The 25,510-nt window shown below is 42.2% G+C and carries 29 protein-coding genes; 23 read left to right on the forward strand and 6 right to left on the reverse strand.

Going from position 1 to position 25,510, the window contains the following annotated elements:
* The first annotated feature begins 34 nt into the window (after positions 1–34).
* The 4 genes from ACXJY6_RS07780 to ACXJY6_RS07795 are packed head-to-tail and all read left to right on the forward strand — an operon-like array spanning position 35 to position 5,425.
* Positions 35–802, forward strand: coding sequence for a YbhB/YbcL family Raf kinase inhibitor-like protein (locus ACXJY6_RS07780; RefSeq protein WP_458767964.1), 768 nt, complete (start codon positions 35–37; stop codon positions 800–802).
* A 33-nt stretch (positions 803–835) separates the two neighbouring features.
* Positions 836–2,065, forward strand: a complete 1,230-nt coding sequence (locus ACXJY6_RS07785; RefSeq protein ID WP_458767965.1) for an efflux RND transporter periplasmic adaptor subunit — start codon at positions 836–838, stop codon at positions 2,063–2,065.
* 3 nt (positions 2,066–2,068) lie between these two features.
* Complete coding sequence (locus tag ACXJY6_RS07790; protein ID WP_458767966.1) at positions 2,069–4,024, forward strand: MacB family efflux pump subunit; 1,956 nt, start codon at positions 2,069–2,071, stop codon at positions 4,022–4,024.
* 15 nt (positions 4,025–4,039) lie between these two features.
* Complete coding sequence (locus tag ACXJY6_RS07795) at positions 4,040–5,425, forward strand: TolC family protein (protein WP_458767967.1); 1,386 nt, start codon at positions 4,040–4,042, stop codon at positions 5,423–5,425.
* 95 nt (positions 5,426–5,520) lie between these two features.
* Here the strand turns inward: ACXJY6_RS07795 and ACXJY6_RS07800 are convergent, their stop codons facing one another.
* Complete coding sequence (locus ACXJY6_RS07800; RefSeq protein WP_458767968.1) at positions 5,521–6,468, reverse strand: LysR family transcriptional regulator; 948 nt, start codon at positions 6,466–6,468, stop codon at positions 5,521–5,523.
* 132 nt (positions 6,469–6,600) lie between these two features.
* On the opposite strand from ACXJY6_RS07800, the gene ACXJY6_RS07805 reads away from it, so the two are divergent.
* Entirely contained in the window at positions 6,601–7,320 is a 720-nt protein-coding gene (locus tag ACXJY6_RS07805) for a DUF554 domain-containing protein (protein ID WP_458767969.1), read from the forward strand.
* 178 nt (positions 7,321–7,498) lie between these two features.
* Here the strand turns inward: ACXJY6_RS07805 and ACXJY6_RS07810 are convergent, their stop codons facing one another.
* Positions 7,499–8,371 carry an SDR family oxidoreductase gene (locus ACXJY6_RS07810; protein ID WP_458767970.1) on the reverse strand — a complete coding sequence of 291 codons (873 nt, stop codon included), beginning with the start codon at positions 8,369–8,371 and terminating at the stop codon, positions 7,499–7,501.
* A gap of 135 nt (positions 8,372–8,506) precedes the next feature.
* Between ACXJY6_RS07810 and ACXJY6_RS07815 the strand changes: the two genes are divergently transcribed.
* The 8 genes from ACXJY6_RS07815 (at position 8,507) to ACXJY6_RS07850 (ending at position 15,117) form a co-directional block, all read left to right on the forward strand.
* Positions 8,507–9,163: a hypothetical protein gene (locus tag ACXJY6_RS07815; RefSeq protein ID WP_458767971.1), complete on the forward strand. Its 657-nt coding sequence runs from the start codon at positions 8,507–8,509 to the stop codon at positions 9,161–9,163.
* A 156-nt stretch (positions 9,164–9,319) separates the two neighbouring features.
* Positions 9,320–11,878 carry a winged helix-turn-helix domain-containing protein gene (locus ACXJY6_RS07820; RefSeq protein ID WP_458767972.1) on the forward strand — a complete coding sequence of 853 codons (2,559 nt, stop codon included), beginning with the start codon at positions 9,320–9,322 and terminating at the stop codon, positions 11,876–11,878.
* 108 nt (positions 11,879–11,986) lie between these two features.
* Positions 11,987–12,556 (forward strand): outer membrane protein, encoded by a 570-nt coding sequence (locus ACXJY6_RS07825; protein WP_458767973.1) that lies wholly within the window; start codon positions 11,987–11,989, stop codon positions 12,554–12,556.
* A 21-nt stretch (positions 12,557–12,577) separates the two neighbouring features.
* A complete protein-coding gene (locus ACXJY6_RS07830) occupies positions 12,578–12,811 on the forward strand; it encodes a DUF8691 family protein (protein ID WP_456049585.1) in 234 nt (77 codons plus the stop codon).
* Positions 12,812–12,974: 163 nt separating this feature from the next.
* On the forward strand, positions 12,975–13,343 hold the full coding sequence (locus ACXJY6_RS07835) for a hypothetical protein (protein WP_458767974.1): 369 nt from the start codon (positions 12,975–12,977) through the stop codon (positions 13,341–13,343).
* Positions 13,340–14,020: a M23 family metallopeptidase gene (locus ACXJY6_RS07840; RefSeq protein ID WP_456049587.1), complete on the forward strand. Its 681-nt coding sequence runs from the start codon at positions 13,340–13,342 to the stop codon at positions 14,018–14,020. Before ACXJY6_RS07835 ends, ACXJY6_RS07840 begins: the two co-directional genes overlap by 4 nt.
* Before the next feature lie 39 nt (positions 14,021–14,059).
* The gene (locus ACXJY6_RS07845) at positions 14,060–14,608 is read left to right on the forward strand and encodes a GNAT family N-acetyltransferase (RefSeq protein WP_456049588.1); all 549 of its coding nucleotides are present in this window, start codon (positions 14,060–14,062) and stop codon (positions 14,606–14,608) included.
* Between the two features lie 44 nt (positions 14,609–14,652).
* Positions 14,653–15,117 (forward strand): ASCH domain-containing protein, encoded by a 465-nt coding sequence (locus tag ACXJY6_RS07850; RefSeq protein ID WP_458767975.1) that lies wholly within the window; start codon positions 14,653–14,655, stop codon positions 15,115–15,117.
* A 331-nt stretch (positions 15,118–15,448) separates the two neighbouring features.
* Here ACXJY6_RS07850 and ACXJY6_RS07855 read toward each other — a convergent pair whose 3' ends face one another.
* Both ACXJY6_RS07855 and ACXJY6_RS07860 read right to left on the reverse strand, forming a co-directional pair.
* Positions 15,449–15,733 carry a putative quinol monooxygenase gene (locus ACXJY6_RS07855; RefSeq protein WP_458767976.1) on the reverse strand — a complete coding sequence of 95 codons (285 nt, stop codon included), beginning with the start codon at positions 15,731–15,733 and terminating at the stop codon, positions 15,449–15,451.
* A 1-nt stretch (position 15,734) separates the two neighbouring features.
* Positions 15,735–15,962, reverse strand: a complete 228-nt coding sequence (locus ACXJY6_RS07860) for a DUF2798 domain-containing protein (RefSeq protein ID WP_456049591.1) — start codon at positions 15,960–15,962, stop codon at positions 15,735–15,737.
* Positions 15,963–16,047: 85 nt separating this feature from the next.
* Between ACXJY6_RS07860 and ACXJY6_RS07865 the strand changes: the two genes are divergently transcribed.
* The 10 genes from ACXJY6_RS07865 (at position 16,048) to ACXJY6_RS07910 (ending at position 23,685) form a co-directional block, all read left to right on the forward strand.
* Positions 16,048–16,905 (forward strand): LysR family transcriptional regulator, encoded by an 858-nt coding sequence (locus ACXJY6_RS07865; protein WP_458767977.1) that lies wholly within the window; start codon positions 16,048–16,050, stop codon positions 16,903–16,905.
* Positions 16,906–16,990: 85 nt separating this feature from the next.
* Positions 16,991–17,410, forward strand: a complete 420-nt coding sequence (locus ACXJY6_RS07870) for a hypothetical protein (RefSeq protein ID WP_458767978.1) — start codon at positions 16,991–16,993, stop codon at positions 17,408–17,410.
* An 88-nt stretch (positions 17,411–17,498) separates the two neighbouring features.
* Complete coding sequence (locus ACXJY6_RS07875; protein WP_458767979.1) at positions 17,499–17,627, forward strand: hypothetical protein; 129 nt, start codon at positions 17,499–17,501, stop codon at positions 17,625–17,627.
* Positions 17,628–17,680: 53 nt separating this feature from the next.
* Entirely contained in the window at positions 17,681–18,145 is a 465-nt protein-coding gene (locus ACXJY6_RS07880; RefSeq protein WP_458767980.1) for a GNAT family N-acetyltransferase, read from the forward strand.
* An 81-nt stretch (positions 18,146–18,226) separates the two neighbouring features.
* Positions 18,227–18,637, forward strand: coding sequence for a hypothetical protein (locus ACXJY6_RS07885; RefSeq protein WP_458767981.1), 411 nt, complete (start codon positions 18,227–18,229; stop codon positions 18,635–18,637).
* 496 nt (positions 18,638–19,133) lie between these two features.
* Positions 19,134–19,970: a DUF3100 domain-containing protein gene (locus ACXJY6_RS07890; RefSeq protein WP_458767982.1), complete on the forward strand. Its 837-nt coding sequence runs from the start codon at positions 19,134–19,136 to the stop codon at positions 19,968–19,970.
* A 5-nt stretch (positions 19,971–19,975) separates the two neighbouring features.
* The gene (locus tag ACXJY6_RS07895) at positions 19,976–20,446 is read left to right on the forward strand and encodes a hypothetical protein (protein WP_456049597.1); all 471 of its coding nucleotides are present in this window, start codon (positions 19,976–19,978) and stop codon (positions 20,444–20,446) included.
* 64 nt (positions 20,447–20,510) lie between these two features.
* A complete protein-coding gene (locus ACXJY6_RS07900; RefSeq protein ID WP_458767983.1) occupies positions 20,511–21,683 on the forward strand; it encodes a M20 aminoacylase family protein in 1,173 nt (390 codons plus the stop codon).
* Positions 21,684–21,721: 38 nt separating this feature from the next.
* Entirely contained in the window at positions 21,722–22,654 is a 933-nt protein-coding gene (locus ACXJY6_RS07905) for a LysR family transcriptional regulator (RefSeq protein ID WP_456049599.1), read from the forward strand.
* Positions 22,655–22,719: 65 nt separating this feature from the next.
* Positions 22,720–23,685 carry a LysR substrate-binding domain-containing protein gene (locus tag ACXJY6_RS07910; RefSeq protein ID WP_456049600.1) on the forward strand — a complete coding sequence of 322 codons (966 nt, stop codon included), beginning with the start codon at positions 22,720–22,722 and terminating at the stop codon, positions 23,683–23,685.
* A gap of 90 nt (positions 23,686–23,775) precedes the next feature.
* On the opposite strand, the gene ACXJY6_RS07915 is transcribed toward ACXJY6_RS07910, so the two are convergent.
* Together ACXJY6_RS07915 and ACXJY6_RS07920 are read right to left on the reverse strand one after the other, a co-directional pair.
* The gene (locus ACXJY6_RS07915) at positions 23,776–24,501 is read right to left on the reverse strand and encodes an amino acid ABC transporter ATP-binding protein (RefSeq protein WP_456049968.1); all 726 of its coding nucleotides are present in this window, start codon (positions 24,499–24,501) and stop codon (positions 23,776–23,778) included.
* A 22-nt stretch (positions 24,502–24,523) separates the two neighbouring features.
* Positions 24,524–25,471 (reverse strand): amino acid ABC transporter permease, encoded by a 948-nt coding sequence (locus ACXJY6_RS07920; RefSeq protein ID WP_458767984.1) that lies wholly within the window; start codon positions 25,469–25,471, stop codon positions 24,524–24,526.
* Between the last annotated feature and the right edge of the window lie 39 nt (positions 25,472–25,510).

Genomic DNA, 25,510 nt, shown 5'->3' on the forward strand with positions numbered 1-25,510 from the left:
ACATTGTTACCTTAATCACTATGGACACTGGGTTATGAATCGTAAAATCATTGTTTCTATCGCAAGTATGATACTGCTTGTTTCGTCGTCAGTAACCGCCGATGCTTTACTTGAACTGACCAGTTCAGCCTTTTCCGATGGTGATTCGCTACCGATCTCCTTTACATGTGAAGGAGAGGGGATTTCTCCACCATTAAGTTGGAGCGGTGTGCCGGAAGGAGCGCAGTCTTTGGTTATGATCATGGACCATCAACCGGAGTTCGAACCAGAACCTAAGTCAAACCCAAAATCTAAGTTAAACCCGAAACCAAGGCCCGCCACAGAAATGATGCAAGCTAGGGAGGGAAAACCGGAAGGACTTCGTTGGTACTGGACGATGTACAATATTCCCACGGATGTATCTGGTGTTGATGCTGGGAAGTCAGTTGGGATCCTAGGTAGCAATGTGGTCACTGGAGGTAACGAATACGCCTCACCTTGCTCAAAAGGCCCAGGTCCAAAAAAGTATACCTTTCACCTTTATGCCCTGTCAGACTCATTGGCAATCTCTCAATCTGAACCCGTTTCAGAAGCCACACTTAGAAAGCACATGAGTGGCATTGTTCTGGATTCGGACTCTCTAACGGTCAGTTTTACACGAAGCTGCCGCTCTCAATCAAACATGCTCGACCAACCTCGACGTCAGCCGATAGGTTCAAAGAAAGATCACAGCGCTGGGCAAGCAAAACATCAACGTCCTTCACCTTCAGAGTTACCGTTATGTTCACAAGTTGAAAAAATATCCGTGTTCTCACCAATTTAAGCCAAACAACCGACAAAAACCTGAGAGATTAAGATGAAGAATAAACGTTCTAAAGTTGTGATATTGCTCCTTGTCTTCGGCAGTATTGCGGCCGGTATTACCTATAAATACCGCGTGACAGGAGAAGATCATCCGGTGTATACCACTGATATTGTTTCACGAGGCAACATTGAAAATGTGGTACTAACCAACGGCGTGTTATACCCATCAAAATTGGTGAGTGTGGGTTCTCAGGTCTCTGGTCTAATAGAGAGCATTCATGTTCAACTCGGCGAACAAGTAAAAGCAGGTGACTTGATTGCGCAAATCGATAATCTGACGCAACAAAATGCATTAAGAGAAGCTAAGGCATCCCTGAAGAGTAATAGTGCGCAATATCAGGCAAAGCAGGCTCAGATAAAAGATGCATTATCTGAATTTAAACGTAAGAAAAAGATGTTGAAAGATGGCGCGACGTCGCAATCGGATTACGACACTGCGGAGCTCGTATTGTCGGTCTATCAAGCAGAGTTGGAGCAGCTCGACGCTGAGAAAGAGAAGTCGATTATTAGTGTCGATAATGCGGAGTTGGAGCTTGGTTATACCACGATTGCCTCTCCCATTGATGGCACCGTCATTTATGTCTCAGTTGAAGAAGGACAAACCGTAAACAACAACCAAGGTACGCCGAATATTATCGAATTAGCGCAGCTGGATGTTATGACCATCAAGGCACAGGTGTCGGAAGCTGACATTATTCGTATTCGGGCAGGGCAGGAAGTTTACTTCACAATATTGGGTGCAACGGGAACGAAATTTCGTGGCACATTGCGCGCCATTGAACCAGGGCCAACATTGCTAACGGGCGATGATAGCGATCTGATGATTGGTGATGAAGAAGCCATTTACTATAACGCTCTGTTTGATGTTGAAAACCCGGAAAACCTGCTGCGTATCGGAATGACCGCTCAAGTCTCAATTGTGTTAGATAGCGCAAAGGATGCTTTACTAGTTCCGTCGCAAATCTTGCTCAAGAAGCACGGACCAAATTCATCTTATCAAGTCAAAGTGAAAAACGGATCGACCGTTGAATACCGTGATGTTGAAGTCGGGATCAACAATAAAATTTATGCTCAAGTTCTATCGGGTCTTAAAGCAGGTGAAGAGATTGTAGTCGGTGAATCGACCGGCCGCAGTATTCAGACTTCTGGATTATCAATGATTAGCGCTCAGCAAGGCGGTATGCCAAGGCAAGGTGGTCCTCGTCCTGGCGGGGGGCGATAGGTTATGACTGAAGCACTATTGAATATTGTCGGTGTGAGTCGTTGCTTTGCTGCCGGAGAGCAGGACTTGACGGTGTTAAAGAAGATTGATCTTAAGATTCACCGTGGTGAAATGATCGCGATTATCGGTACCTCTGGTTCAGGAAAATCTACCTTGATGAACATTCTTGGTTGTCTTGATAAGCCAAGTAAAGGCCGTTATTTCATCAACGGACAAGATACATCGGCTATGGGGGAAGATGATCTCGCGAAACTGCGACGAGTGTATTTTGGTTTTATCTTTCAACGCTATCACCTTTTAGGAGATTTGACCGCGCTCGGCAATGTTGAAGTCCCCGCTTTGTATGCCAATGAAGACAAGCATTCTAGACAAGAAAAGGCCGCAAAATTTCTTACCCGACTCGGATTAAGTGATCGCTTAGATCACAAGCCCAGTCAACTGAGTGGTGGGCAACAGCAGCGTGTCAGTGTCGCCAGAGCCCTAGTGAATGGTGGTGATGTCATTCTTGCCGATGAGCCAACCGGTGCATTGGATAGCAGCAGTGGCGAAGAAATGATGAAACTTCTTCAAGAACTGCATAAAGATGGGCACACCATTATTTTAGTGACCCATGACCCGCATGTCGCGAGCTTTGCTGAACGAGTGATTGAAATCAAAGATGGTGAGATTATTCGCGATACTCAACATTGTGCAATAGACAGCAATAGTCAACGTCAAGTACCGAGTGCCAAAGAGAGAAAGCCCAAAGTAAAAATGGCCATTAACTGGGCAGGGCATATGGAAGCGTTGAAAATGGCACTACTCGCGATGTCGAATCATCGCTTACGTACCTTTCTTACCATGCTCGGAATTATTATCGGTATTGCCTCTGTGGTTTCTGTGGTGGCGTTGGGCACGGGATCGCAGCAAACGATTTTGGATAATATTGCTTCAATGGGTACCAATACCATTGAGATCAAACCCGGAACAGGACTAGGGGATCGCCGAGCTGGGCGAGTTAGGTCACTCACAGCAGAGGATGCCTTAGCACTCAAGACATTGTCATTTGTTGATAGTGTGACGCCCACGGTACGAGCCAATGTTGTCATTCGGTATTCGAGTGAAACGGTGAGTGGTTCTGTTCAGGGAGTGGGTACTGAATTCTTTCGGGTGCGGGGGTATTCGTTAGCGCAAGGGCAGTATTTTGACCAGGCAAGTGTCGATACGTTGGAACAAGTTGCAATTATTGACGCCAACACAGAAGAAGAACTCTTTTCTGATGGTGACGCACTCGGCAGTGTTATCTTTCTTGGTCGCCTTCCGGTTCGAGTGATTGGTGTTGCTGAGCCGATTGAAAGTGTGTCAGACAACAGTGATGAACTTAATATCTGGTTGCCTTACACCACGGTATCTGGGCGGATATTTCGGCAAAACTACGTAAACGATATCACGATAAGAGTGAAAGATAATGTTTCCAGTGATGCAGCCGAGCAGGGGATCATTAGCTTGCTCACTATGCGTCATGGCTTGGTTGATTTCTTCACGATCAACACTGATACGGTGCGCAAAAGTATCGAGCAAACTTCAGAAACCATGACATTACTCATTTCAGCCATTGCCTTTATCTCGCTTGTGGTTGGTGGTATTGGGGTAATGAACATTATGTTGGTTTCCGTGACCGAACGAACACGAGAAATTGGTATACGAATGGCCGTAGGCGCAAGGCAAATGGATATCATGCGCCAGTTCTTAATTGAAGCGGTATTGGTCTGCTTTTGTGGGGGTGGTTTGGGCATTGGGCTCGCCTATCTCGTTGGCGTTATTTTTTCCTATACCAATAGCGGCTTTTCGATGATCTATACCAGTTCCTCCATCATTGCGGCATTCGCCTGTTCAACATTAATTGGTGTTTTGTTTGGCTATTTGCCAGCCCGAAATGCCGCAAAACTCAACCCAGTTGATGCACTCTCAAGAGATTAAGGTGAGGAAGATATAATGAAAATAAGTAGATTCAATTTCATTACGGTGATGTTGTGCTCGACAACGTTAATTGGGTGCAGCACAACTCGCAGTGACTTTCATTCACCAGAACTCGATATACCTACAAATTGGTCTCAGACACAAGGCGAGAAAATTGAAGCGGTGCATCAGCCAAATAAATGGTGGGAATTATTTAACGACTCACAGCTAGACAGTTTAATTGATCAGGTTTTTGCTTCAAATAGTGACTTGGCAAAGGCCACGTTGACCTTAAGAAAAGCTCGATTAGAAGCAGGGTTAAGCGAGAACAACAAATTGCCTAATCTCGGATTCTCAAACAAATCGTCACTTGAGTATGATATTGGTGATGACTCAACGGTGAGCTCTAGTTCGAGTTTGTCTCTAAGCTATGAATTGGATCTGTGGGGTCGTGTCGATGCGGTTGCCGATGTGGATGAATGGATGGTGAAAGCGAGTTATCAAGATAGAGAAAGCACCGCACAAAGCTTAGTCGTGACCACGGCAACGCTCTACTGGAAGGTAGGGTATCTCAATCAGATGATAGGATTAACCCAAAAGAATATCGATGGGACTGAGCACGTTGCAAAATTGACTCAAAATAAATACGACAGCGGTTCAGCGACTCGTTTGGAGGTCTTAGAGTCGAAGCAAGCTTTGTTTACTCAACAAATACAACTAAGCAAACTGCAACAAGAGTTAGCGGCAGCTCAAAACGCGATTTCGATCTTGGTTAATCAACCTTTACAGGACATAGGAATCCGTATTGACCAATTGTCGACGATACCGGTACCCGAGGTAGAAGCGGGGATACCTTCGGATCTGTTACTGCGCCGGCCGGACGTAAAAGCGACTTTATATGCGTTGAGATCTTCTCTTGCTAATCAAGATGCCGTAGCGTCTGGCTATATGCCAACAATTACCTTAACCAGCTCATTGAGTTCTTCTTCTTCAAATCTAATAGACTTACTTCAAAACCCCATCGCGAAATTAGGAAGCGGCATAGTTCTCCCTTTTCTAGAATGGAATAAGATGGAACTAAACAAACGTATTTCTGAGATAGATTATGAGATTGCGGTGGTAAATTATCGAGAGACCATTTATCAAGCGTTGGAAGAGGTTGCAAATCTGCTGACAACCAAAGAGAGCTACCGCCAACAAGGCAGCGTGTATCAGCAGCAGTATCTTAATGCTCAGGAGATCGAACGTATCTATTCCAGTAAATACCAAAATGGCGCGAGCGATATGATTGACTGGATTAATGCGATGGAATCACGGCGGAGTATCGAATCGACGGTGTTAGAAAACCGATACAATCAATTTGTTACCCAGATTAAACTCTATCAATCACTCGGTGGTGCCGATAGTGTTCCTCAAAGTTAACGGATTCCTTGGCAAAGTTAAGGTCAGAGATGTTACTGGCCTTAACGTCGTCATCAACTCACGACCGAATCTTTATTGAGTTATCTCCTAACAGCCTAAGGTTGTGTTTTGTATTTGTTATCAAGTAGCCCATCTGACGCCATTAAGTTCGGGATAATATTGTCACGAAACCATTGATGGGCGTGATCGCTGTTATGTTTCTCATGCCAGTAAATAGACCAATAAACGTTCGGTAGATCAATGGGGATGTCTATGTAGGTAAGGTTGAAATCTGACGCAACTGCGCGAGCGTGATGGCGTGGCACAAATGCCAACATATCGCTCTTATTTACCGCAGAATACATTGGGAAATAGCTTTGGGTATTCAGCTTTATATTTCTCGTTAGCTTTAATTTCCTTAGTTGCCTTTCTACCTCTTTATCAATTCCACTGCCAGTGAGTACACGTACAAAAGGGTAGGCGAGTATATCTTCCATGGTGGGCTGCTCGAGATGAGTTAAAGGGTGGTCATTTTTCATTAGGCACACCCAAACCCCACTGTCGACGCGCTTGCGCACAAAGTTTGCGCCAAAATCCTCTTCAATTGAAATAACAAAGTCGACACCTCCATCCAAAAACAGTTTCCTCGATTGCTGATCCCAATTCAAAATAGAAAATTCAAGTTCATTATCATTGTTAAGGTATTCACTGATTGAATCGTAGAGTGCATAGGCTGACACATAGTCTGGACATGCAATCACAAACTGTCGCTTGTCTTTTTCTGGGTGGAATACTGAGAAAAACATCTCATTGATTTCCGTTACTAAGGTATCTAAATCGGGTTTTATAGCGAGTGCTTTAGGCGTGAGTTGATAGCCATTTCCGACTCGAACCAATAGGTTGTCATCCAATAATTCACGCAGAGTGGCTAAGTGACGGCTCATGGTAGGTTGGGTTGAATTCAAATATTCAGCCGCAGCACTCACACTTTGTAAATCTAACAGTGCTTTTAGTGGGACCAATAAATTTAGGTTGAATTGTGCAAGTGTTTTGAGCTCATTCATGATAACCGTTCTCTATAGGTATTCATATTATGGATATTTAGTATGTACATTACGGCATAGGTGAACATTGTCAATAGCGATACCATGGCGTTAATTAACCTATCTTAAGTATAAACGTCGGGAGATAACATTATGCTATTTGGTCCTATTTTGAATGGTGTGGCTGTGATAATTGGCGGCATTGGTGGTGCGACTATTGGTGAGCGAATTCCGAAGCGAATGCGTGATAACTTACCGATGATCTTCGGCTTGGCCTGTATTGGTTTAGGCTTGGTTATGACAGGTAAGGTCGCTTTTTTGCCAGCGGTCATATTAAGTCTGGTTTCCGGTTCTATTATCGGCGAGTCGATCAACCTAGAGAGGATTATTGATAGCAGTGCCAGAGGAGCCAAGAAAGTCGTTGATGGATTGTTTAAGGCCAATACCAGTGATCTCTCTGAAGATGAGTATATGGAGCGATTCATTGCAGTAACGGTTCTGTTCTGCGCCAGTGCAACCGGTGTGTTTGGGGCGATGAACGAGGGGATGACAGGAGATGCTTCATTGCTGATCACAAAATCATTCTTGGACCTTTTTACTGCGGCGATCTTTGCTATTAGCTTAGGTTTTCCTGTTGCGGCGATTGCTCTACCTCAGTTTATTGTTCAGGCAATTCTTTACTTTGGTGCGCAATCTATTTTGCCTCTAACAACTCCTGAGATGATTGCTGATTTCTCTGCGGTTGGCGGCTTAATTATGTTTGCAACCGGTACGCGAATTTGTGGCATCCTCTCTTTCCCTATTGCGAGTATGTTACCTGCGTTGGTTGTTGCAATGCCTATCTCCTTCCTTTGGGCCACTTATGCCGTGTAACGCATAGTGTCACTTATCGATGTCGTTTATCACCGAGTGCGGAGTTCGTTATGATACTGCCGCACTTATCCAACCGTGGCCTAGGGCACATAGAATCCTGCTGCGGTTCGGCAACCTAACTGTCACGCGTAACACTCGAAATGAAATCGAGATGACTTTCCCTAATCAGGAACTGCTGTTACTTTCTTTGAGAGTCATACAAATATTTAAAATGTTGTTCCAACGTTTTCTCGCCATAGGTTGGTGCGATCATATCTTGGGCACAGACCGTCAGAAAGAACTCGAAAGGGCCACCAATACGTTCCGGGAGACGACGGGCGATAAGTAAAGAGGCGGTTCGAACCCAATCGGGTAAACAGGTTATCTTGGCGGGATTTTGTTGAGTTGAAAACCCAAGTTCAGCAATGTCATTGATTGAGAGAATGTCTTGTCCACCGACATCTAATTCTGTGTCATTTCTATCGATGGCTTCGAGGCAGAAATTGGCCAAATCACTTCCGTGAATAGGGTTGAGCTTAATCTCACCTTGACCAAATACGTAAGCTCGACCTTGCTGGGCCATCTTATAGTACTCTTCCAAATCTGAGAAAAAGCCATTCGGTCGAATCACACATGGGGTGATTGCTTGAGCATTGAGAAGTTCGCTTGCAAACATTTCTTTCGCTTTAAGCAATCGTACACCCTGATAATTTGGAGCGTTAAAGGCAGAGATATAGATGAATTTTTTTACGCCCGATTTTTGTGCTTCCTTCAATAGGTTACTGTTCGCCTGATAATCCACATCTTGATAGCCTAAGCCATCTTTTTGTTTTGTAATCCCGACACACGAAATAACGACATCAATATCGTCACAGCACCCTATCAAACTAACGGGGTTGGTTACCTCTGCGATGGTGATCTGTTTATCGCTCAACCCCATTGTTCTTAGTTTGTGGTCGTGTCTGGCGAGCGCATAAAATTCAGCACCTGAACCTTGTAAAGCTTGGATGATGTAACTGCCTAGATAACCTGTGGCCCCAGCGACTAGAATGCGTTGCTTCAAATCGTTCATTCTCAAATCCTCTTACTATTAAGTCGTCGGTATTCTCAACAAATTGATGGAAATTTAAATCACCATATCTGGTGATTCTAAGCTTGGTCATGATTGTTAATCTGATTCTTTTTACAGAAAAGGAGACAGCTTGTCATGACTTCAATTAAACAGGCTCAATACGCGCTTGTCGTGAACCTAGTATGTTTTGCTTATGGTTTCGCTCTGTTGGTGGGAAATTTTACTTACCTTGACGGGCCTTTTAACCATAGTCACACGATACTCGAATCCTTGCTATCTGATGTTTATCTTTACATCAGTTGGAACGTGGCGATTTATTTTGTCTATGGCATTTCCTTATTTGTTCTGAGTCTCTCATTTTTTAATTTAACAAGAAAAGTATCTCCAGACGTCGCTATCGCGATGCTAATTATTGGCAGTATTTGGTCTGGTTTTATGCTTCTAAGTGGTGGTATTTCGATAGAAGCCATTCATCAAATTTCTAAGTTGTACCCTGAAAATAGCCAAGCTGCAATTGACCTTTGGCTAATGCTTGGCGTGATTCAAGAAAGTGTTGGTGGAGGCAATGAACTGGTTGGTTCGATATGGATTTCTTTGGTTTCTCTTTTATTGGTCGCAGAAGACAAACTAAGTCGGACGACAAAATGGATCGGGTTCTCGATAGCGATAATAGGGCTCGGAACCTTGGTTGAATCTGGAGATGTGTTTGCCAGTCTATTTGGCGTCGCGTTCATTGCTTGGTTTCTTCTAATGATTAAAGTGCTGCCATTGGCCTTTGCGGTTCAGCGTTAATGACAATGCTACGGACTAACTTGGCATCCGGTCAGAGCAACAGGTGTTGTGCGGTTATTTTTGCCGATCTTGAGTTGCACAGTGATGTCGAATATTGCATCTTAGATCTTAAATTTAGACTTCATGCTGGCTATTAATACCGATTAAGGGTGTACCATGATTATCAAAACGAAGCTCTATTGCCCAGTACTTAAATCTAACGCCATTGCTAGGCCAATATTGACAGAAAGGCTTGGTAGGGCGTTAGACATTAAACTCACGTTAGTTTCTGCTCCTGCCGGTTTTGGTAAAACTCAGTTGGTTGCCTCATGGTGCGCTGAAGCAAAAAACACGATTTGTTGGGTGTCGTTGGATTCAAAAGACAAAAATACCGATACCTTTGTGACTTACTTAATCGCCGCAATCAGAGAAATGGATAGCACACTTGTACTAGAGGCGTGGAACCTAGTGCAAGCAGGAAATGCGAACCACCAACATGTAATTACCTCCCTCACGAATGAATTAACGTATTACTCAGATCAGATCACGATAGTGTTAGATGATTATCACCTTGTGGAGTCACTACAGGTAAACGAGTTAATGAATGCCCTCATTGAACAATTACCGCATAACGTTCACATCGTGCTTATTACGCGATCCGATCCCACGCTAGCTTTGGCAAAGTTAAGGGCATCAGGTGAGCTTCTTGAAATTAGGTCGTCCGATTTAAGGTTTAGTGATGATGAAGCCAATGAGTATTTAAAGCTAAATACGACTGCAGACTTAAACCGAGCAAATATCGTTGCGGTGAATCATAAAGCTGAAGGATGGGCGGTTGGTTTGCAGTTGTCTTCTTTACTGTTTTCTAACAGTGACACGATTGAAGAAATCGTATCTCAGTTTACAGGTTCCAATACCTTTGTTCTGGATTATCTGACCGAAGAAGTTATCGCCAACCTGCCAAATTCAATTCGTCATTTCTTACTCGAAACCTCAATACTTAGCGAGTTATCTGTCGAACTTTGTAATGCTGTTTTGGATATCGACAATAGCGCTGAACACCTTAGCTATTTAGAGCAAAATAATGTTTTTTTAATTCCTCTCGATAATCAAAAAACGTGGTTTCGTTACCACCATTTATTTGCTGACGCGCTTATGACTCGAGCGCAAATGACCACAGAGCGAAGAGAAGAACTTAATTGGCGAATTGCAACCTGGTATGCGGATCGTGGGCGTCTATCAGATGCGATTTCCTATGCCTTTGCGACTCGAAACACAGAGAGAGCATTAGAGCTTATTGAAACCCATTGGCCTCAACAGCGAGCTGATGGTCATGATTCTATACTGGTTGAATGGTTATCAAACATTGATATAGACGTTATTCAGAAATTTCCCGTGTTGGCTGGCTACTATGCACTTGCCATGCTCTATTCTAACCCTGAAAAAGGCATGTATTTGCTTGATACAACCAGAATATATTTTGAGAATTTAACGTCACGATTCACTCCTCAAGAGAACACAGCATTTGGCATTGTAAATATCGGAGAAGCCTATATTCATGCTGCTCAAGGCAATACCGAAGAGGTGTTATTGAGAGTGCGAAATGCACAAGCGGTGCTCCCATTCGAAGAGCAGGTGTGGCGAGGCTCCTCCAGAGCGCTAGAAGGGATTGCCTTATGGCGCCAAGGAAACATTGAAAAAGCAGAAGATTGCCTTAAAGCCGCCGTTGCCAATATGGATCATTCCAATGATCTAAGTGCTCAAATCACCAGTCGTTTTTTACTCGGTGATTATTACTATCAATTAGGTTGGCTAAACAAGGCGAAAAAGGTTGCCGAGACAGCGGTGACAATGAATGAGCAGCACTCTGGATATACCGTCGAAGGAAGTGCAGATGTGTATCTATTGCTGGGCGAAATAGTGTTTGAACAAGGTGATATTGTTAGCGCGCAAAACCTTCTTGATATCGCTAAGCAGTTCGGTGTGCTGGGTTTTATGCCCGAGGCTCGATACCGATATCTATTAATTGAAGGGAGAATAGCCTTAGCTCAAGGACAAGATGAACAAGCACAGCGTTTGTTTTATGAAGCTGATCAATGTTTCTGTGAACCGCCTAATCCGTGCCACCGTCCACCCTCTTTTTGGTTGAAGTTATATCAACTTAACAAGGGTAACTCGACCAGCGTGACACAAACTCCTCCTTTTGAACTTTCGGTTTCTAGTCATAGTTATTCTTATCTTCTCTATATGTTGGCAGAGCCGACCTCGCGGCTTGATGTCCAACAAGCTCTGCATTCTTTACCATTGAATCGGAGTTTTCCTTGCTTACTGTTTACGCAAAAAATTTCTGAAGTGTTAAACGCTGTTGAAGCAAAGAACAGTGAGCTTGTTAGAGAGACGTTCGATCGACTAATACTCATTCAACAAGAACACCAGAATACGATTTGGATGAGTGAGATCGGTCCGATCCGTGAACTTATCGAATTGAACCAGATCAATGTTGAAAAACCTAATTCAGAGGTTATTGAAACGACGCTACTCGACCCATTAAGTACAAAAGAAACTGAAGTGCTGAAATGGCTAGATACAGAGCTAACCGGCCCTCAGATAGCATCTAAATTGTTTGTTAGCCTGAACACGTTTCGCACTCATACAAAAAGCATATATTCGAAGTTAGATGTGTCCAACCGTCGAGCGGCCATTAACAAAGCTCGCCAATACCAAATCCTCAATTAACCTAAATTATTAAATATCACATCATGTGGTGATGTGGGTAATCTGCACTGTGAGTAATCTAGTGGTTAAGCAATAAGGCTTAACCATTTTAGAAATTAAGGACTCACTATGAAGAACACTTTTAACACTGTTGCTATTGCCAGCTTATTACTTTTACCGTTCGGGTTTGCAAATGCGACCGGTGGAGACGCGTCTGTTAAAGTACTACTAGGTACCAAATCCCTTGAATCCGATTGGGGAGACGACGATGTGATGGACACTATCGGGTTTCAGTTTACCTACTTACCATCCTCTATGCCGCTAGGTGTTGCACTCGACTTTTACGGCAGTGGGAGTGAGAACAAAACCAATGGCGTGAAGACAGAAACCACTGTTGGTGAAATTAACCTAGGTTTACGTTGGCAAGCTCCTGTCTTAGCCGACTCATTTATGCCTTATTTAGGTGGTGGTGTAAGTTTCGCTGCAGCAGAACTTCAGACTGTCAATTCAGGCTCTAAGAATACTTATGAAGATGAGTCAACAGGCTACTGGGTTGGCGGCGGCGTAGATTACATTGTTGCTGACAATTGGTCTGTTGGTATTAATGCTCACTATTCAAGTATTGATGTAAAACTGAATGGTAATGAGCAAGATGCTGGTGGGGTAACTTGGGGTGCGACTGTAGGTTATCATTTCTAAGTAAGATAAAGGCAGAAGCGCATGACAGATTCAGCAATGGATACTCCTAAAGCATATAAAATCTATGTAGCCGAAGCTCTTTCGTCTGATTGGCAAAAAACATTCACAAATTTGGCAATCAGACACCGTGATGGTGGGACATGCATCACCGTTATTTGTCGTGACCAATCTGAGCTCCATGGGGTGATACGCATGGGGTTCAATATGGGTCTAACGCTGCATGCTGTTGTCGAAGAAGGCTACTTCATTGATTAGTAACAAATTTGGCATCGCGGCTTCAAGGTTTCAGTTTGTGAGCCTTTGGATAGCCGCGGTTCATTTAAAGCATCTTAAACGTTTCTAATTTTAACTTTTTATCCAGTCCGTTCACATAAAAGCGGACATGTATAAAAACGGACATGTATAGAATAGGTTACCTATGATCGAACTTGCTGCAGTTTTGTATTCTGTAATGATTGTCGCCGTGATTATCTTTCAATTTTGCTTAATTGGCGGAGCGCCTTGGGGAAGAATAACACAAGGGGGCACTCACGAAGGTTCTTTGCCAATTACTGGCCGAGCCTTCGCCCTAATATCTGTTTTTGTACTGTTCGCTATGGGAGCAGGAATTACGTCGGCTGCTAATATTGAACCGAATTGGCCGATCTGGACAACTTACGCCGCCCTAGGTGTACAAGCTCTTAGCATGATATTGAATTGGGTCACGCCATCTCAACTTGAAAGGCAGTTATGGGCACCAATTACTGCGCTGATGTTTTCATTGGCTGCTTATGTGGTACTAGGATGAAAACGATTATAGTTGCGCCACCTTTAAGGGGAATATGGCACGCCATCACCACACCAGGAGATAAAGTTCCTAGTCATGGTACTGATGAATGGGGAATGACTTATGCTTATGATTTTATTAAAACACAAGCTGGAACCGACGGTAAACAGAGCTGGCATCGAAAATCAAACAGAGATTACTATTTAGGCCAAGTGACGTTACTTGATACTTATGGTTGGGGTGAACCTATTTATGCACCGATGAAAGGAAAAATCATCGCCATTGAAAACCACGTACAGGAGCGTCATCGTTTAAATATCTTCTCTGATTTAGGTTTAGCGATTATAAATAACCTGTTTTTCTCGTATCAATCTGGTGATATAAAAAAGTTAAGTGGGAACTATCTTATGATCGAAGGTAAGTGCTGTGTTGCGTTGATCGCTCACGTGAAAGCTGGCTCCATAAAACATAGTGTGGGTGACATTGTTGAAGTGGGTGAACACATCGCACAGGTTGGACATTCAGGAAACTCGACTGCACCACACTTACACTTTCAAATAATGGACAATGCCGATATTAAACGAGCAAAGGGGCTTTTATGTGGTTTTGAGGGTTATGAAATATGCAAAAATAATGTGTGGCTTACTGCTACAGAAAAGGTCCCGCGCAGCACCTATCCAATGAAATTTCGCGTTTAACTTTTCGTTTTACATTCCAACTCTTAGTAAGGTAATCCGATGTTTAGACTAGAAACGAATCGCATGATTCTTCGAGACATGAAGCCAGAAGATGAGAGTGTATTTGTTGAAATATCTCAAGATCCCAAGTATCAGCGTTTCTACGATGAAAGGGATTGTGAACCGAGTAAGTATCGAGAGCTTACTCAGTTGTTTATCTCTCAGGCTTTTGAAAGTCCGCGCCAGACTTATCAACTTTCGGTTGAAAGTAAACGAACAGGAAAGTTTATTGGTACCGTTGGCCTACGTCTTGAAAAGAACCAACAGGCGTCTATGGGGTGCGCTTTCTCCAGGGAGGCTCAGGGAAGTGGATTAAGTCTTGAGGCAGCAAAGGCTCTTGCTCATTATGGCTTCACAGAGCTCGGTATTCATCGAATCTATTGTGAAACGATCAGTAAAAACTTAGCAGCAATTAAATTATGTTATTCGCTAGGTATGAGGCAGGAAGCGTATTTTAAAGAGCATCGATTTTTCAAACAGCAGTGGTGGGATACCGTAGTATTAGCAATGCTGCGAACGGAGTGGAACAATATTACGAGTGACCATTAAATCAGATAGGTAATCATTAAAGAGTGAGTTAATAGGTGAGAGTTATGGAAGATAAAAGTCAGGTATATTTGGATGCGTATCTAGGTTCTTTGCCTCTAGAAGATGCGAAAAAATACACCTCGTTCAGTAGCGATTATTTTTGCGCTGATGAATATAACGCCAATGTTTGTGCTGATCTTATTTTGCGTGGAGAAAAGCGCGCATCGTGCAGTATGGAATATTGGTATAGCCATGAAGGTGAGTTAATGCCAGAAGTTGGTCATCTCCAAGTCGTCACGGATTGGAATGGTAAACCAATCTGTATCATTGAACTCACTTCTGTGACCAAAAGTAAGTATTGTGATATTACCGCCGAGTTTGCTGCCGAAGAAGGCGAGGGCGATAAATCATTAGCCTGGTGGCGGGAAGCCCATTGGGAATTCTTTAGCCTAGAGTGTGCAGAATTGGGTATTGAGCCAACAGAAGATATGTTGTTGGTGTTAGAGCACTTCAAGGTTGTCTATAAGTGAATATTTGCAAATATTTCTTTCGCTTTTAGTAATCGTATATCCTGACAATCAACATCTTGATAGCTTAAGCCATCTTTTTTAGTCGGTGGCCCTTTCTTGCAAACGCAAAAATTGAGTATATGAACCTTGTAAAGATTGGATGATGTAACCGCCTTAATAATCAGTGGCCCTAGAGACCAAAATGTTTTGCTTCAAATCGTTGATTCACAAACCCTCTAACGATTAAGTCCTCGGTTTTATTTTCAACGAATTAACGGAAATTTAAGTCACCATATCGGGTGACTTTGGATTAGCAAATTGCTGGGGCAGTTACTGAGTTTGGGGTAAATGGCTAACCAGTAACGCTCAAATGGTGGATCTGTGGCGCTTCTTCTAGTGCGTTTTGGTAATACTCAAAGATAGGCGTAATGTAAGGTTGAGCATAATGTTCTTCTAGTGCAGCGTGATCTGCCCACGTTTCAACTAGAACCAATTGTTTCGTGTTTTGTTCTTCATATACCTCAAAGCGCAAGCAGCCGTCCTCCGCTCTTGTGGCCTCCACGATATTTGTGATTTTATCTTTGCAAGCTTGGTAAAACTCAACTTTAGGTGTGATAAAGGCGACGATGTTTAACATTTTAGATTTCTCCTTTGGCTAATGTATTAATTAAAAAGTGGGTAAATTTCATAACAGAAGAACTAAGTAGGTATGCTGCGGTAAATGCGGCTGGCCATGCGTTTACAAATGCAAATGCCCATCGATCAATAAAGTCATGGGTTAACCCAATATTTATGTACGTTACCCAAGCTGACACAATGAAAGAAAGGCAACATGAAAACAGAACTGTAAAAATTAATTTGGTCATATGTTTCTCCTTGTGTTTGTATGTTATGAAGATACCTTCACGCTGACTATGTCAGATTTAGAACTCTAAGATTGCTAGGATTTACATGCTTGATGACTTTTTATTATTTGTTGAAGTGGCGCGCCGAGGCAGTTATGCCAAAACGGCGCACGACCTTAAAATTACGGCTCCAACGCTTTCGAAACGTATTCAGTTCTTAGAAGAACAGCTCGGAGATTCACTTTTTATTCGTTCATCACGAGGGGTGAAGTTAACCAGTTTTGGTAAAGGGTTGTTCGATAAACTTGGAGAGATGACATTAGATTTACAGTCAGCGATATCTGAAAGTAGTGAGCAAGAAAGTGTTTCTTTTGTTTTACATTGCCCACAAAATTTAATGACAGGGCTTCTTTATCCCGCAATTGAAAAATTTGTGTTGGAAAAGCAGCAAGTCAATATGGTGATTGAGCCTGCAAATAATAATGTGTTGTTGAGTCAGACATCATTTGACTTGGCGGTTCGGATAGGTAAACAAAAAGATTCGAGTTTCTATCAAAAACGTATTGCTGATGTGGCTGTGTGCTTAGTTGCGAGGAAGGATAGTAATAACAAAGGGCGGTTACTTATCCCATATTCAGATTCACAGTTACAAGGGAGTAAATTAAGCCAAATAGACAAAATGTATGCGCAAAAAAACTTTGTAAACGATATTACCTTGGTTCGAAAATTGGTGGCGTCTGGTGCGGGTGTTGGTTTATTACCGATGACAGAAATCAGTGAGTTATGTGACGGTTTACCAGGTCAAATACAATATCAATCGGATATTCTTTTTACTCGTCCAGTCTATGCTCTATGGGCGAACAAGCCGAAACCAACTCTATTAGCGGCTTCTTTAATTCGTTCAATAGAAGAGTGTGTTGAGAATACATCTGCGTTGCAAGGCAAAATGATCGCGACGGAATAATATAACGCTCCACATTATAACCAACTACTCTAGTCCGCTTAAACTGGTATGTGTATATGTCAATTTTCATTTTGTAGGAGATAAAATGAAGTATATAACGCTATTATTTTCTCTTTTTTCATTTTCTCTGTTTGCTGGAGATAAACATATTAATGAACCATACCTAAAAGACATCTATCTGATAGGGAATACGGCTATTAAGTTACGCTTTTCAGAAAGAATGTCTGGAGAGGCGTTATTAAACTTTGAGAGTTACGTGCTAACGGGGAGCCAGCAAACAGGCGTTGATCATTACACTTCTAGAACTTTAACTATCAGTTCAATAGAAAGTGTTTTAGGGGAAAGTGAGAAGACAGTGATCCTTGTTACTTTTATTGAGCCACTTGAGTATTTTGAAACAATAGTAGTCACTGTCGTTGGGGTTAAAAGCAGAACCGGAATTATGATTAATCTTGATAGAAATTCGTTAAGTGATAATTCATTCACCCCGCCTTTACTTATATAGTAAACAGCCATTTAATAAGATATTTGGCCCCTCGTGGGCAGAATCCCTATAGCCACGTTATGTATTTCAGTTAAGGATTGAATCACCTGTGAAAAGTTCTTTAATTCAAAAGCAAAAAATTGCAGTAGAATTTATTGAAACTGCTGTTGAACTTTTTGAAAAAGGAAAATATTTTTCTTCTTTACATTTAGCGGGTGCCGCAGAAGAAATTTTTTAAGCATACAAGTGTCTCAACAAAACTTTTAACTACATCTATCTAAAGGCCTAACCATGATTAAGCTCAGACCAATGGTCTCAAATGAATACCCAGCGTATTGTGATTACTTCATTGATGATTACAGCCGTGAAATAGCTGAAAACTATGGTCACTCAATGGATAAGTCGACTGAATTGGCTAAATACGAGCTCCTTCGTAGTTTTCCCAATGGTTTGGACACCGATGACCATGAATTATTGTGTATTGAATCAGGGTCAGACTTGGTTGGTTACTTGTGGCACTCGATAAACGCAAATGAGAAATCGACGTTCATTTACGACTTCTACATTTTTCCAAACTGCCGCAATAATGGTTATGGGAAATTGGCCATGACTATTCTCGATTTACAATTGAAATCGATTGATATTGAACAAATAAAATTACGTGTTGCGTATCAAAATCAAAGAGCGTTAAAACTGTATCAAGAGGTGGGTTTTGCTATTTCTGGCTACAACATGTCAAAGAAACTCGTAAGTTAGCGGTCTCGATATAACAAATACATCAACAAAATTTACGACACCATGAACCGTTATATGTTTATTCAAATCAAGGACAAGTAAATGAAAAAATCACTTTTATTTCTTTTGGTTACATTTAGCTCTCTAGCCAATGCTTACGAAGGTACGCCTTTAGATCAAGTTGGTGCTTTCTTTAAAGAATTAGGCTCTAATTCAAACAAGGCTGTCGATGAGTTGTATGCCAGTAACCCGTCTATCTCTCAACAGCCTCAAGCATTGACTATGATGAAGGGGCAAGTAGGGCAAATAGCGGCTTTGTATGGCGAATATTTAGGGTCTGAAATTATTTCGGTTGAAGAGCTATCACCATCATTAATAAGAATCTCTGCTTTGGAAAAGCGTTTGCGGCATCCTCTTACATGGGAATTTTACTTCTATAAACCCGAAGATAATTGGTTATTGAGTCAAGCTATTTTCGTAGATCAATTTCAAAATTTGGGTGTTAAAAATTAATATATAACAATTACTTAAACACTATAGTAAGCACATTTATAGCCTTATTAATGTTTGTCCCTTTTGTGAATTTTGTCATGATTTTCGTTCTAGGTGCGAAAGGGAACGAATGGGCTTGGAAGAATCGAACTTGGCGTGATGTTGGTGCACTTCAAAGTTTGTCGAAAGATGACATGATACTCGTCTCTTAGCTAGCGTTTTCTACGCATGCTCCTAACCGGTTATGTCATCTTCCTTTTACGGTTTTTCATCTCTCCAATATAAATAAGCCCAGACAAAAATCCGGTATCGTAACTTGATTTTATTGTTGCCTAAATTAGAACAATTTGTTGGTTAAATAGCACTATTCCTGCCCGATTGCCTATGGTCTAATCAAAATAGTTCAAGTTGTTTATCTATGTATGCAAGGACGCAAGTGTAGAAACTGATTCTTTTTTATTTGCGTGAATAACATATAAAGATCGACGTAATTTATATTTAATAAGGAAGTTAACGTATGGATAACTTAAAAAATCAGTTGGGAAACTGGAAACTGCACCTTTTGGTTATTGGCATATCGGTTGTTGCTGAATTGGTTGGTGTATTAAAAGTGCCACTTGGTGGTGGAATTGTCATCGTTCTATTGCCTCTATTCTACGCTTTTATCATTGGGTTGTTGTTTAACCCGAACGTCGTTAGTAAAGCAAAAGTGGTTCTGACGTCGAAACAAGCAGAACGCGCCACTCCAATTATTATCATTTCAGTTCTGCCTTTCTTAGCCAAATTCGGTACGCTTATTGGGCCATCACTCGATAAAATATTAGCGGTCGGTCCCGCCATGATTTTTCAGGAATTGGGAAATCTAGGAACGCTAGTTATCGCAATACCTGTTGCTGTCATCATTTTGAAAATGGGCCGAGAATCCATTGGCTCGTGTTTTTCCATTGCCCGTGAGCCAAATATTGCGTTAATTTCCGATAAATATGGCCTCAAGAGTCCCGAAGGGATTGGTGTTATGGGGGTTTATGTCATGGGTACCATGTTTGGTACTTTATATTTCTCGATCTTAGCGTCTTTCTTAGCGTCCACCGGCTGGTTTGATATTCGCGCTCTTGCGATGGCTTGTGGTGTGGGTAGTGGCAGTATGACAGCAGCATGTTCAGGTTCTCTGGGTGAAATGCTACCGAATATGAAAGAAGAGATCATTGCGTTAGCTGGAGCCAGTAACTTGCTCACCAATGCGACCGGTTTATTTGTGGGTCTATTTATTGCGTTACCTTTAGCCGAGCGACTCTATAAAATTTGTTCAAAAGTAAGCACGAATAAAACCTCAGAAGAAACAGTAGCGGAGTAATGACCATGACAAATTCAGCAGTTAATAAAAACGTAAATTCATCGATTGATCTTGTGAATTATACTTCGACGTTAGTGATTGTGTGTTTGGTTGCGCTAATCAGTAACTGGGCGGGCACGGGTACGACGCCTCTCGCTTCTCTACCTGGGATGTTTATTATCTTTTTGATGGTAGTGGCGAGCTTAGTTATCGCTAAAATTGTGCCATTTTATTTACCTTCAGTTGCTTGGCTCTCGTTAATCAGTGTATTACTTACCATACCAGCGTCACCTGTTTCTGAATGGATGTTAGGATATATTAGTGAGGTGTCATTCTTAAGCCTTGTAAGTCCTGTTCTTGCTTATGCAGGTATCGCAATCAGTAAGCAAGAAATTACGACGTTTAAGTCGTCTGGCGTGAAGATTGTTGTTATTGCAGTGCTTGTGTTTTCAGGTACATTTATTGGCTCGGCACTGGTTGCGAACCTTCTACTGTAGTGCGTATTCATTAAGTTGATATTCACCAGCGTTTTTCTAAATTTAAATGAGCGAAGTTAAGGCTATGATAAAAGATATTGAACATAATTCTGAATTCCACGAACAGCTGATTCAATGGAGAAAAGATATTCATGCGAATCCAGAAACAGCTTACGAAGAGTTTAGAACATCTGACATTGTTGCTGATATTTTGAGTGCAAACGGGCTACAAATTCATCGTGGCCTCGGTGGTACAGGGGTAGTCGCAACTCTACATGGTAATTTAGGCGCTGGTGATTCTATTGCACTTAGAGCCGATATGGACGCATTGAACTTAACCGAATTAAACTCTTTTTCTCATTGTTCTAAGCACGAGGGAAAAATGCACGCTTGTGGGCATGACGGCCACACGACGATGTTGTTAGGAGCCGCGATCACGTTAGCGAAAAACCCTATATTTAAAGGTACGGTCCATTTTATTTTTCAACCTGCGGAAGAAAATGAAGCGGGCGCAAAAGCAATGATTCAAGATGGGTTATTCGATTTATTCCCCGTTAAAGCTGTTTATGGTTTGCACAACTGGCCTGCATTACCTTCAGGAAAGGCAGCCGTACATGATGGTGCAGTGATGGCCGCGTTTGATACGTTCGACATCCGTATTATTGGCTCGGGTGGGCATGGCGCGATGCCACATGAAGGTGCTGATCCTGTTTTGGCGACTAGCCTTATTATCACGGCGTTACAAGGTATTGTAAGTCGTAGTCTAGACCCTCAAAAAGCTGGCGTTGTAAGTGTAACTCAGGTCAATGGCGGTCATGCGTATAACGTGATCCCTGAAGATGTCACCATTAAAGGGACAACACGATCATTTTGTCCCGATGTTCGTGACTTGATTGAGAAGAGAATGGCCGAAGTTGTCAATAGCATCGCTGCCGCTCAAGACTGTAAAGCTGAAATTACCTACACAAGATGCTATCCCGCAACCGTCAATGTTCCTGAGGAAGCTCAGAAATGTCGAGAAGTGTTGGAATCGATGTCAGACATTGAGAGTGTCGTGGTCAATCCTGCCGCGAGTATGGGAGGTGAAGACTTCGCCTTCATGTTAGAGCAATGCCCAGGAGCGTACATTTGGCTTGGAAATGGCGATGCTGAACACTGTCATAGCTTGCATAATCCTAACTATGACTTTAATGACAAAGTATTACCTATTGGCGCGAATTTCTGGGTCAAGTTGGTACAACATATTCTGGCAGCATAATATATTTAAATGACAATTGATTAGGCTGAATTTATAAGATGGATAATCGTGCATTAAAATATTTTGAAGTGGTCTGCAATACGGGTAGTGTTCGATCTGCGTCAGAAGTACTGCACGTTTCTCCGTCGGCAATCAGTCGCAAAGTAGCTCAACTTGAATCTAAGCTGGGTGTGAAGTTGATGGAGCGAGTAGGGCGAGGGATAAAAATTACCGAGCCGGGATTAAGGTTAGCGGAATATATTCGAGATGTTAACTTGCGTCAAAACATACTCATCACAGAACTTTCAGAGTTAGATAATCTAAAAACAGGGACGCTCCAAATCTCAATTGGTGGCGGCTTTATTCCCGATTTTGTCGATACGGCTTTGTCTAAGTTTTCGAGTCGACATCCGGGAATTAAAACTATTCTTCATGTTGGTGGTGGTGATGACATCATTGAGCGTATCACCCACGATGTAACCGATATCGGAATACTGCTCAACGCTAAGCCAGATCCCAGAGTTGAGGTGCTTTATTCATGTCGTTTTCAGGAACTGAGTCTACTTGTTCCTAACTCAAGCCCGTGGGCAAAGCTTAAACGTTGTTCATCTCAACAGTTAACCGATATCCCATTAGCGATTCTGAATAATACTTTCGACATCCGAAGAGCGATTGACCTGTTTGAAGTTAGGCAGGGAATTCGTCTAAAACTGGCGATGGAATGCAACTCTTTTGAGGCTCTGAAACAATACGTTGAAGCGGGATTAGGGGGAACGTTGTTGCCACAAGTCTGTGTGACTAAAGAGTTACGTAATCATCATTTTACGACGGTACCTGTTGATGGAATGCACTCACTGGATACGACAGTAGATCTAATTATCCGCAAAGGTAAGGCACAAAGTGCGTCGGTGAAGGAAATGAAAGCGTGTATTATTGATAATATGGGAGCTTTCAATATCAAAGATAATTGCACTTGTGGGACAAAAAGCTAGCTGTTTTATTATTGATAGTGAATAATTTAGATTCTAGAGAGCTCTATATATTACGAGGATAGATAATGAAACTCCAGCAACTGCGTTATATTCGAGAGATACAAAGAAATAGATACAATATATCGTTAACGGCTGAGACGTTATTTACTTCTCAGCCGGGTATAAGTAAACAAGTTGGCTTACTCGAAACAGAGCTCGGGGTTCAGATATTCGAAAGGAGTGGTAAGCATTTATCCGGTGCAACAGAAATTGGCCAAGAGATAATTCGAGAAGCATGCCAAATGCTCGATATCGAAGATAGAATCAAGTCTATTTCTTCCGAGCTAACATCGCCCGATAAAGGTCGTCTAAATATATTTACTACCAACGCAATTGCGAATTTTCTTTTACCAGAAAGTGTCGGTTATTTTATCAAACGCTATCCCAAAGTTGCTCTACACATGGGAACGATAGAGCCAGGTTCAACGAACAATACCTTAGATGCTGGCCCACATGATTTGTTTATTATCGCCCAGGATATTGAAGAAAATAGCGATCTTAGAGTGTTACCTGTTTACAAATGGTCTCTGAGCCTTGTTGTGCCATCGGATCACCCACTCGCAACAGAAGAAAACCTCACGCTAGACTTAATCGCAAAAGAGAAACTGATCAGTTACGAACCCAAATCGACAGGGCGTATGGCCGTCGACAGTGCGTTCCAAGCTCACGGGTTAGATCCTGAATACATTATTACCGCAATGAATGTTGAAGTAATTAAAGAATATGCGAAAACGGGGCTTGGTGTTGGAATCGTTGCGTCCGTTGCGAAAGATAAAGCGGATGATTCGCTTACTTTCCGATCATTAGATGGTTTAATTCCAGATTGTTATGCTTGGCTCTGTTACAGCAAGAATACGTATTTAAAAAAACATGCTTATGACTTTATAGAGAAATTTGCCCCGCACTTAACTCGTTCCGTTATTGAAGAAACATCGACAATGAGTAAGGCAGAATTGGTCGAACGATTTAAAGATTTGGTGACGTATCGGTAGGGTGTCAGTTCAGACAATTTAAAAGTGATTCGTAACGTCTGGCATTGCACCTTTGCTTAATTCCAGCATCGTTGCGAATCACTTTTAAGCTCACAAAATATTGGACAGGAACTTTTTCAATCTTGGGTGAGAAGGGTTGTCGAAAAAGTTTTCCGGCGTGTCATCAACAAGCAGTTGTCCATCTTCCATGAACAATACTCGGTCGGCAACTTCATTAGCAAACCCCATTTCATGAGTCACCACAACCATTGTCATCCCTTCTTCTGCCAAGGACTTCATGACATCGAGAACCTCACCGACCATTTCTGGATCTAGCGCTGATGTTGGTTCGTCAAATAGCATCAGGTCGGGATTCATCGCCAGTGATCTGGCAATAGCAACACGCTGTTGCTGCCCACCGGATAATTGACTTGGGAAAACATCGACCTTGTCTGCGAGACCAACTCGCGTAAGCAGTTTTACCGCATCTTTATCAACTTGCTCTTTATCTTGGTTTAATACCTTTAGAGGAGCGAGCATGACATTTTTCTTCACCGTTAGATGAGGGAAGAGGTTAAATGATTGGAACACCATCCCGACATTTTCACGCAGCGTATTAATGTTGGTAGAGGGGTCATACATATTGATCCCATCGATAATAATCTCGCCTTCAGAAACGGTTTCTAGCTGATTTAGCGTACGTAAAAATGTCGATTTACCTGAGCCAGATGGGCCAATAATCACAACAACTTCACCACGTTTAACTGTAACGGAGACCTTTTTAAGGGCGTGACAATTATTAGCGTAGATCTTATCGACACCAGAGGCGATCACCATATCTTCGCCTTTATATTCAGTTCTAGTCACTGTTTGATAACCTCTTCTCGATACGTTGAACACCAAAGGACAATGTGGAAGTCAGTACAAGGTAAAGCGCCGCGACTGCAAACCATACTTCAAAGGTGGCGAAACTGCCGGCAACGACCTCTCGGCCTGCCTTGGTTAGATCGGTGATGGAGATAACAGACACCAGTGATGAATCTTTGATCAGGTTAATTAACTGCCCAGCCATTGGCGGTAGGGTACGTTTAAAGGCTTGAGGCAAGATAACGTAGGTCATCGCCTTTGGGTAACTCATTCCTAGAGAGCGCGCGGCTTCCATCTGCCCAGGAGGAATAGATTGAATGCCCGAGCGTATGATCTCGGCAACATACGCACCGGTAAAAATCGACAATGCGGTTATACCAGCGGTAAATCTATCTAGGTCGAAAATGGTTCCCAAGAAAAAATAGACAATAAATATCTGAACAAGCAGTGGTGTACCGCGAATTATTTCAACATATAAGAAAGAAAAATTTCGGTTGAGCGGATTACTTGAAATACGCATCAATGCTGCAATTAGACCAAGTATGATTGCGAAAAATAGAGAGATAACAGAGAGCTTAATGGTCATTAATAGACCTTTTAATAGCACCCCCATACTTTGCTGATCGACGCTAGAGATTCTGTCGCCGGCAAAAACAATGTCGCCATCACTCACAAACACTTCATCCGCTTTTTCAATCACTAAAGCGGGATCACCATTGTCAAAATTGACCGTCATAATGCCCGTATCACTAATGGATACCTCACCATCACTTTCAACAATCGTTTCTATCGGAGATGAATCGATTATATAAGGGACAATTCGACCCCATTGCCAAGTATAATCAATCTTTTGCGATGCAGAATAGACTGCATATCCAACCGCGAGCAAGGAGAGTATAAATAGTACCGTCCACTTCCAGTTGCTTTTTTTATATTGCATTTTAATACCAAGATAAACGTGACAAGTAGCCAGACACAC

The organism is Vibrio phycocola (genome assembly GCF_054404255.1).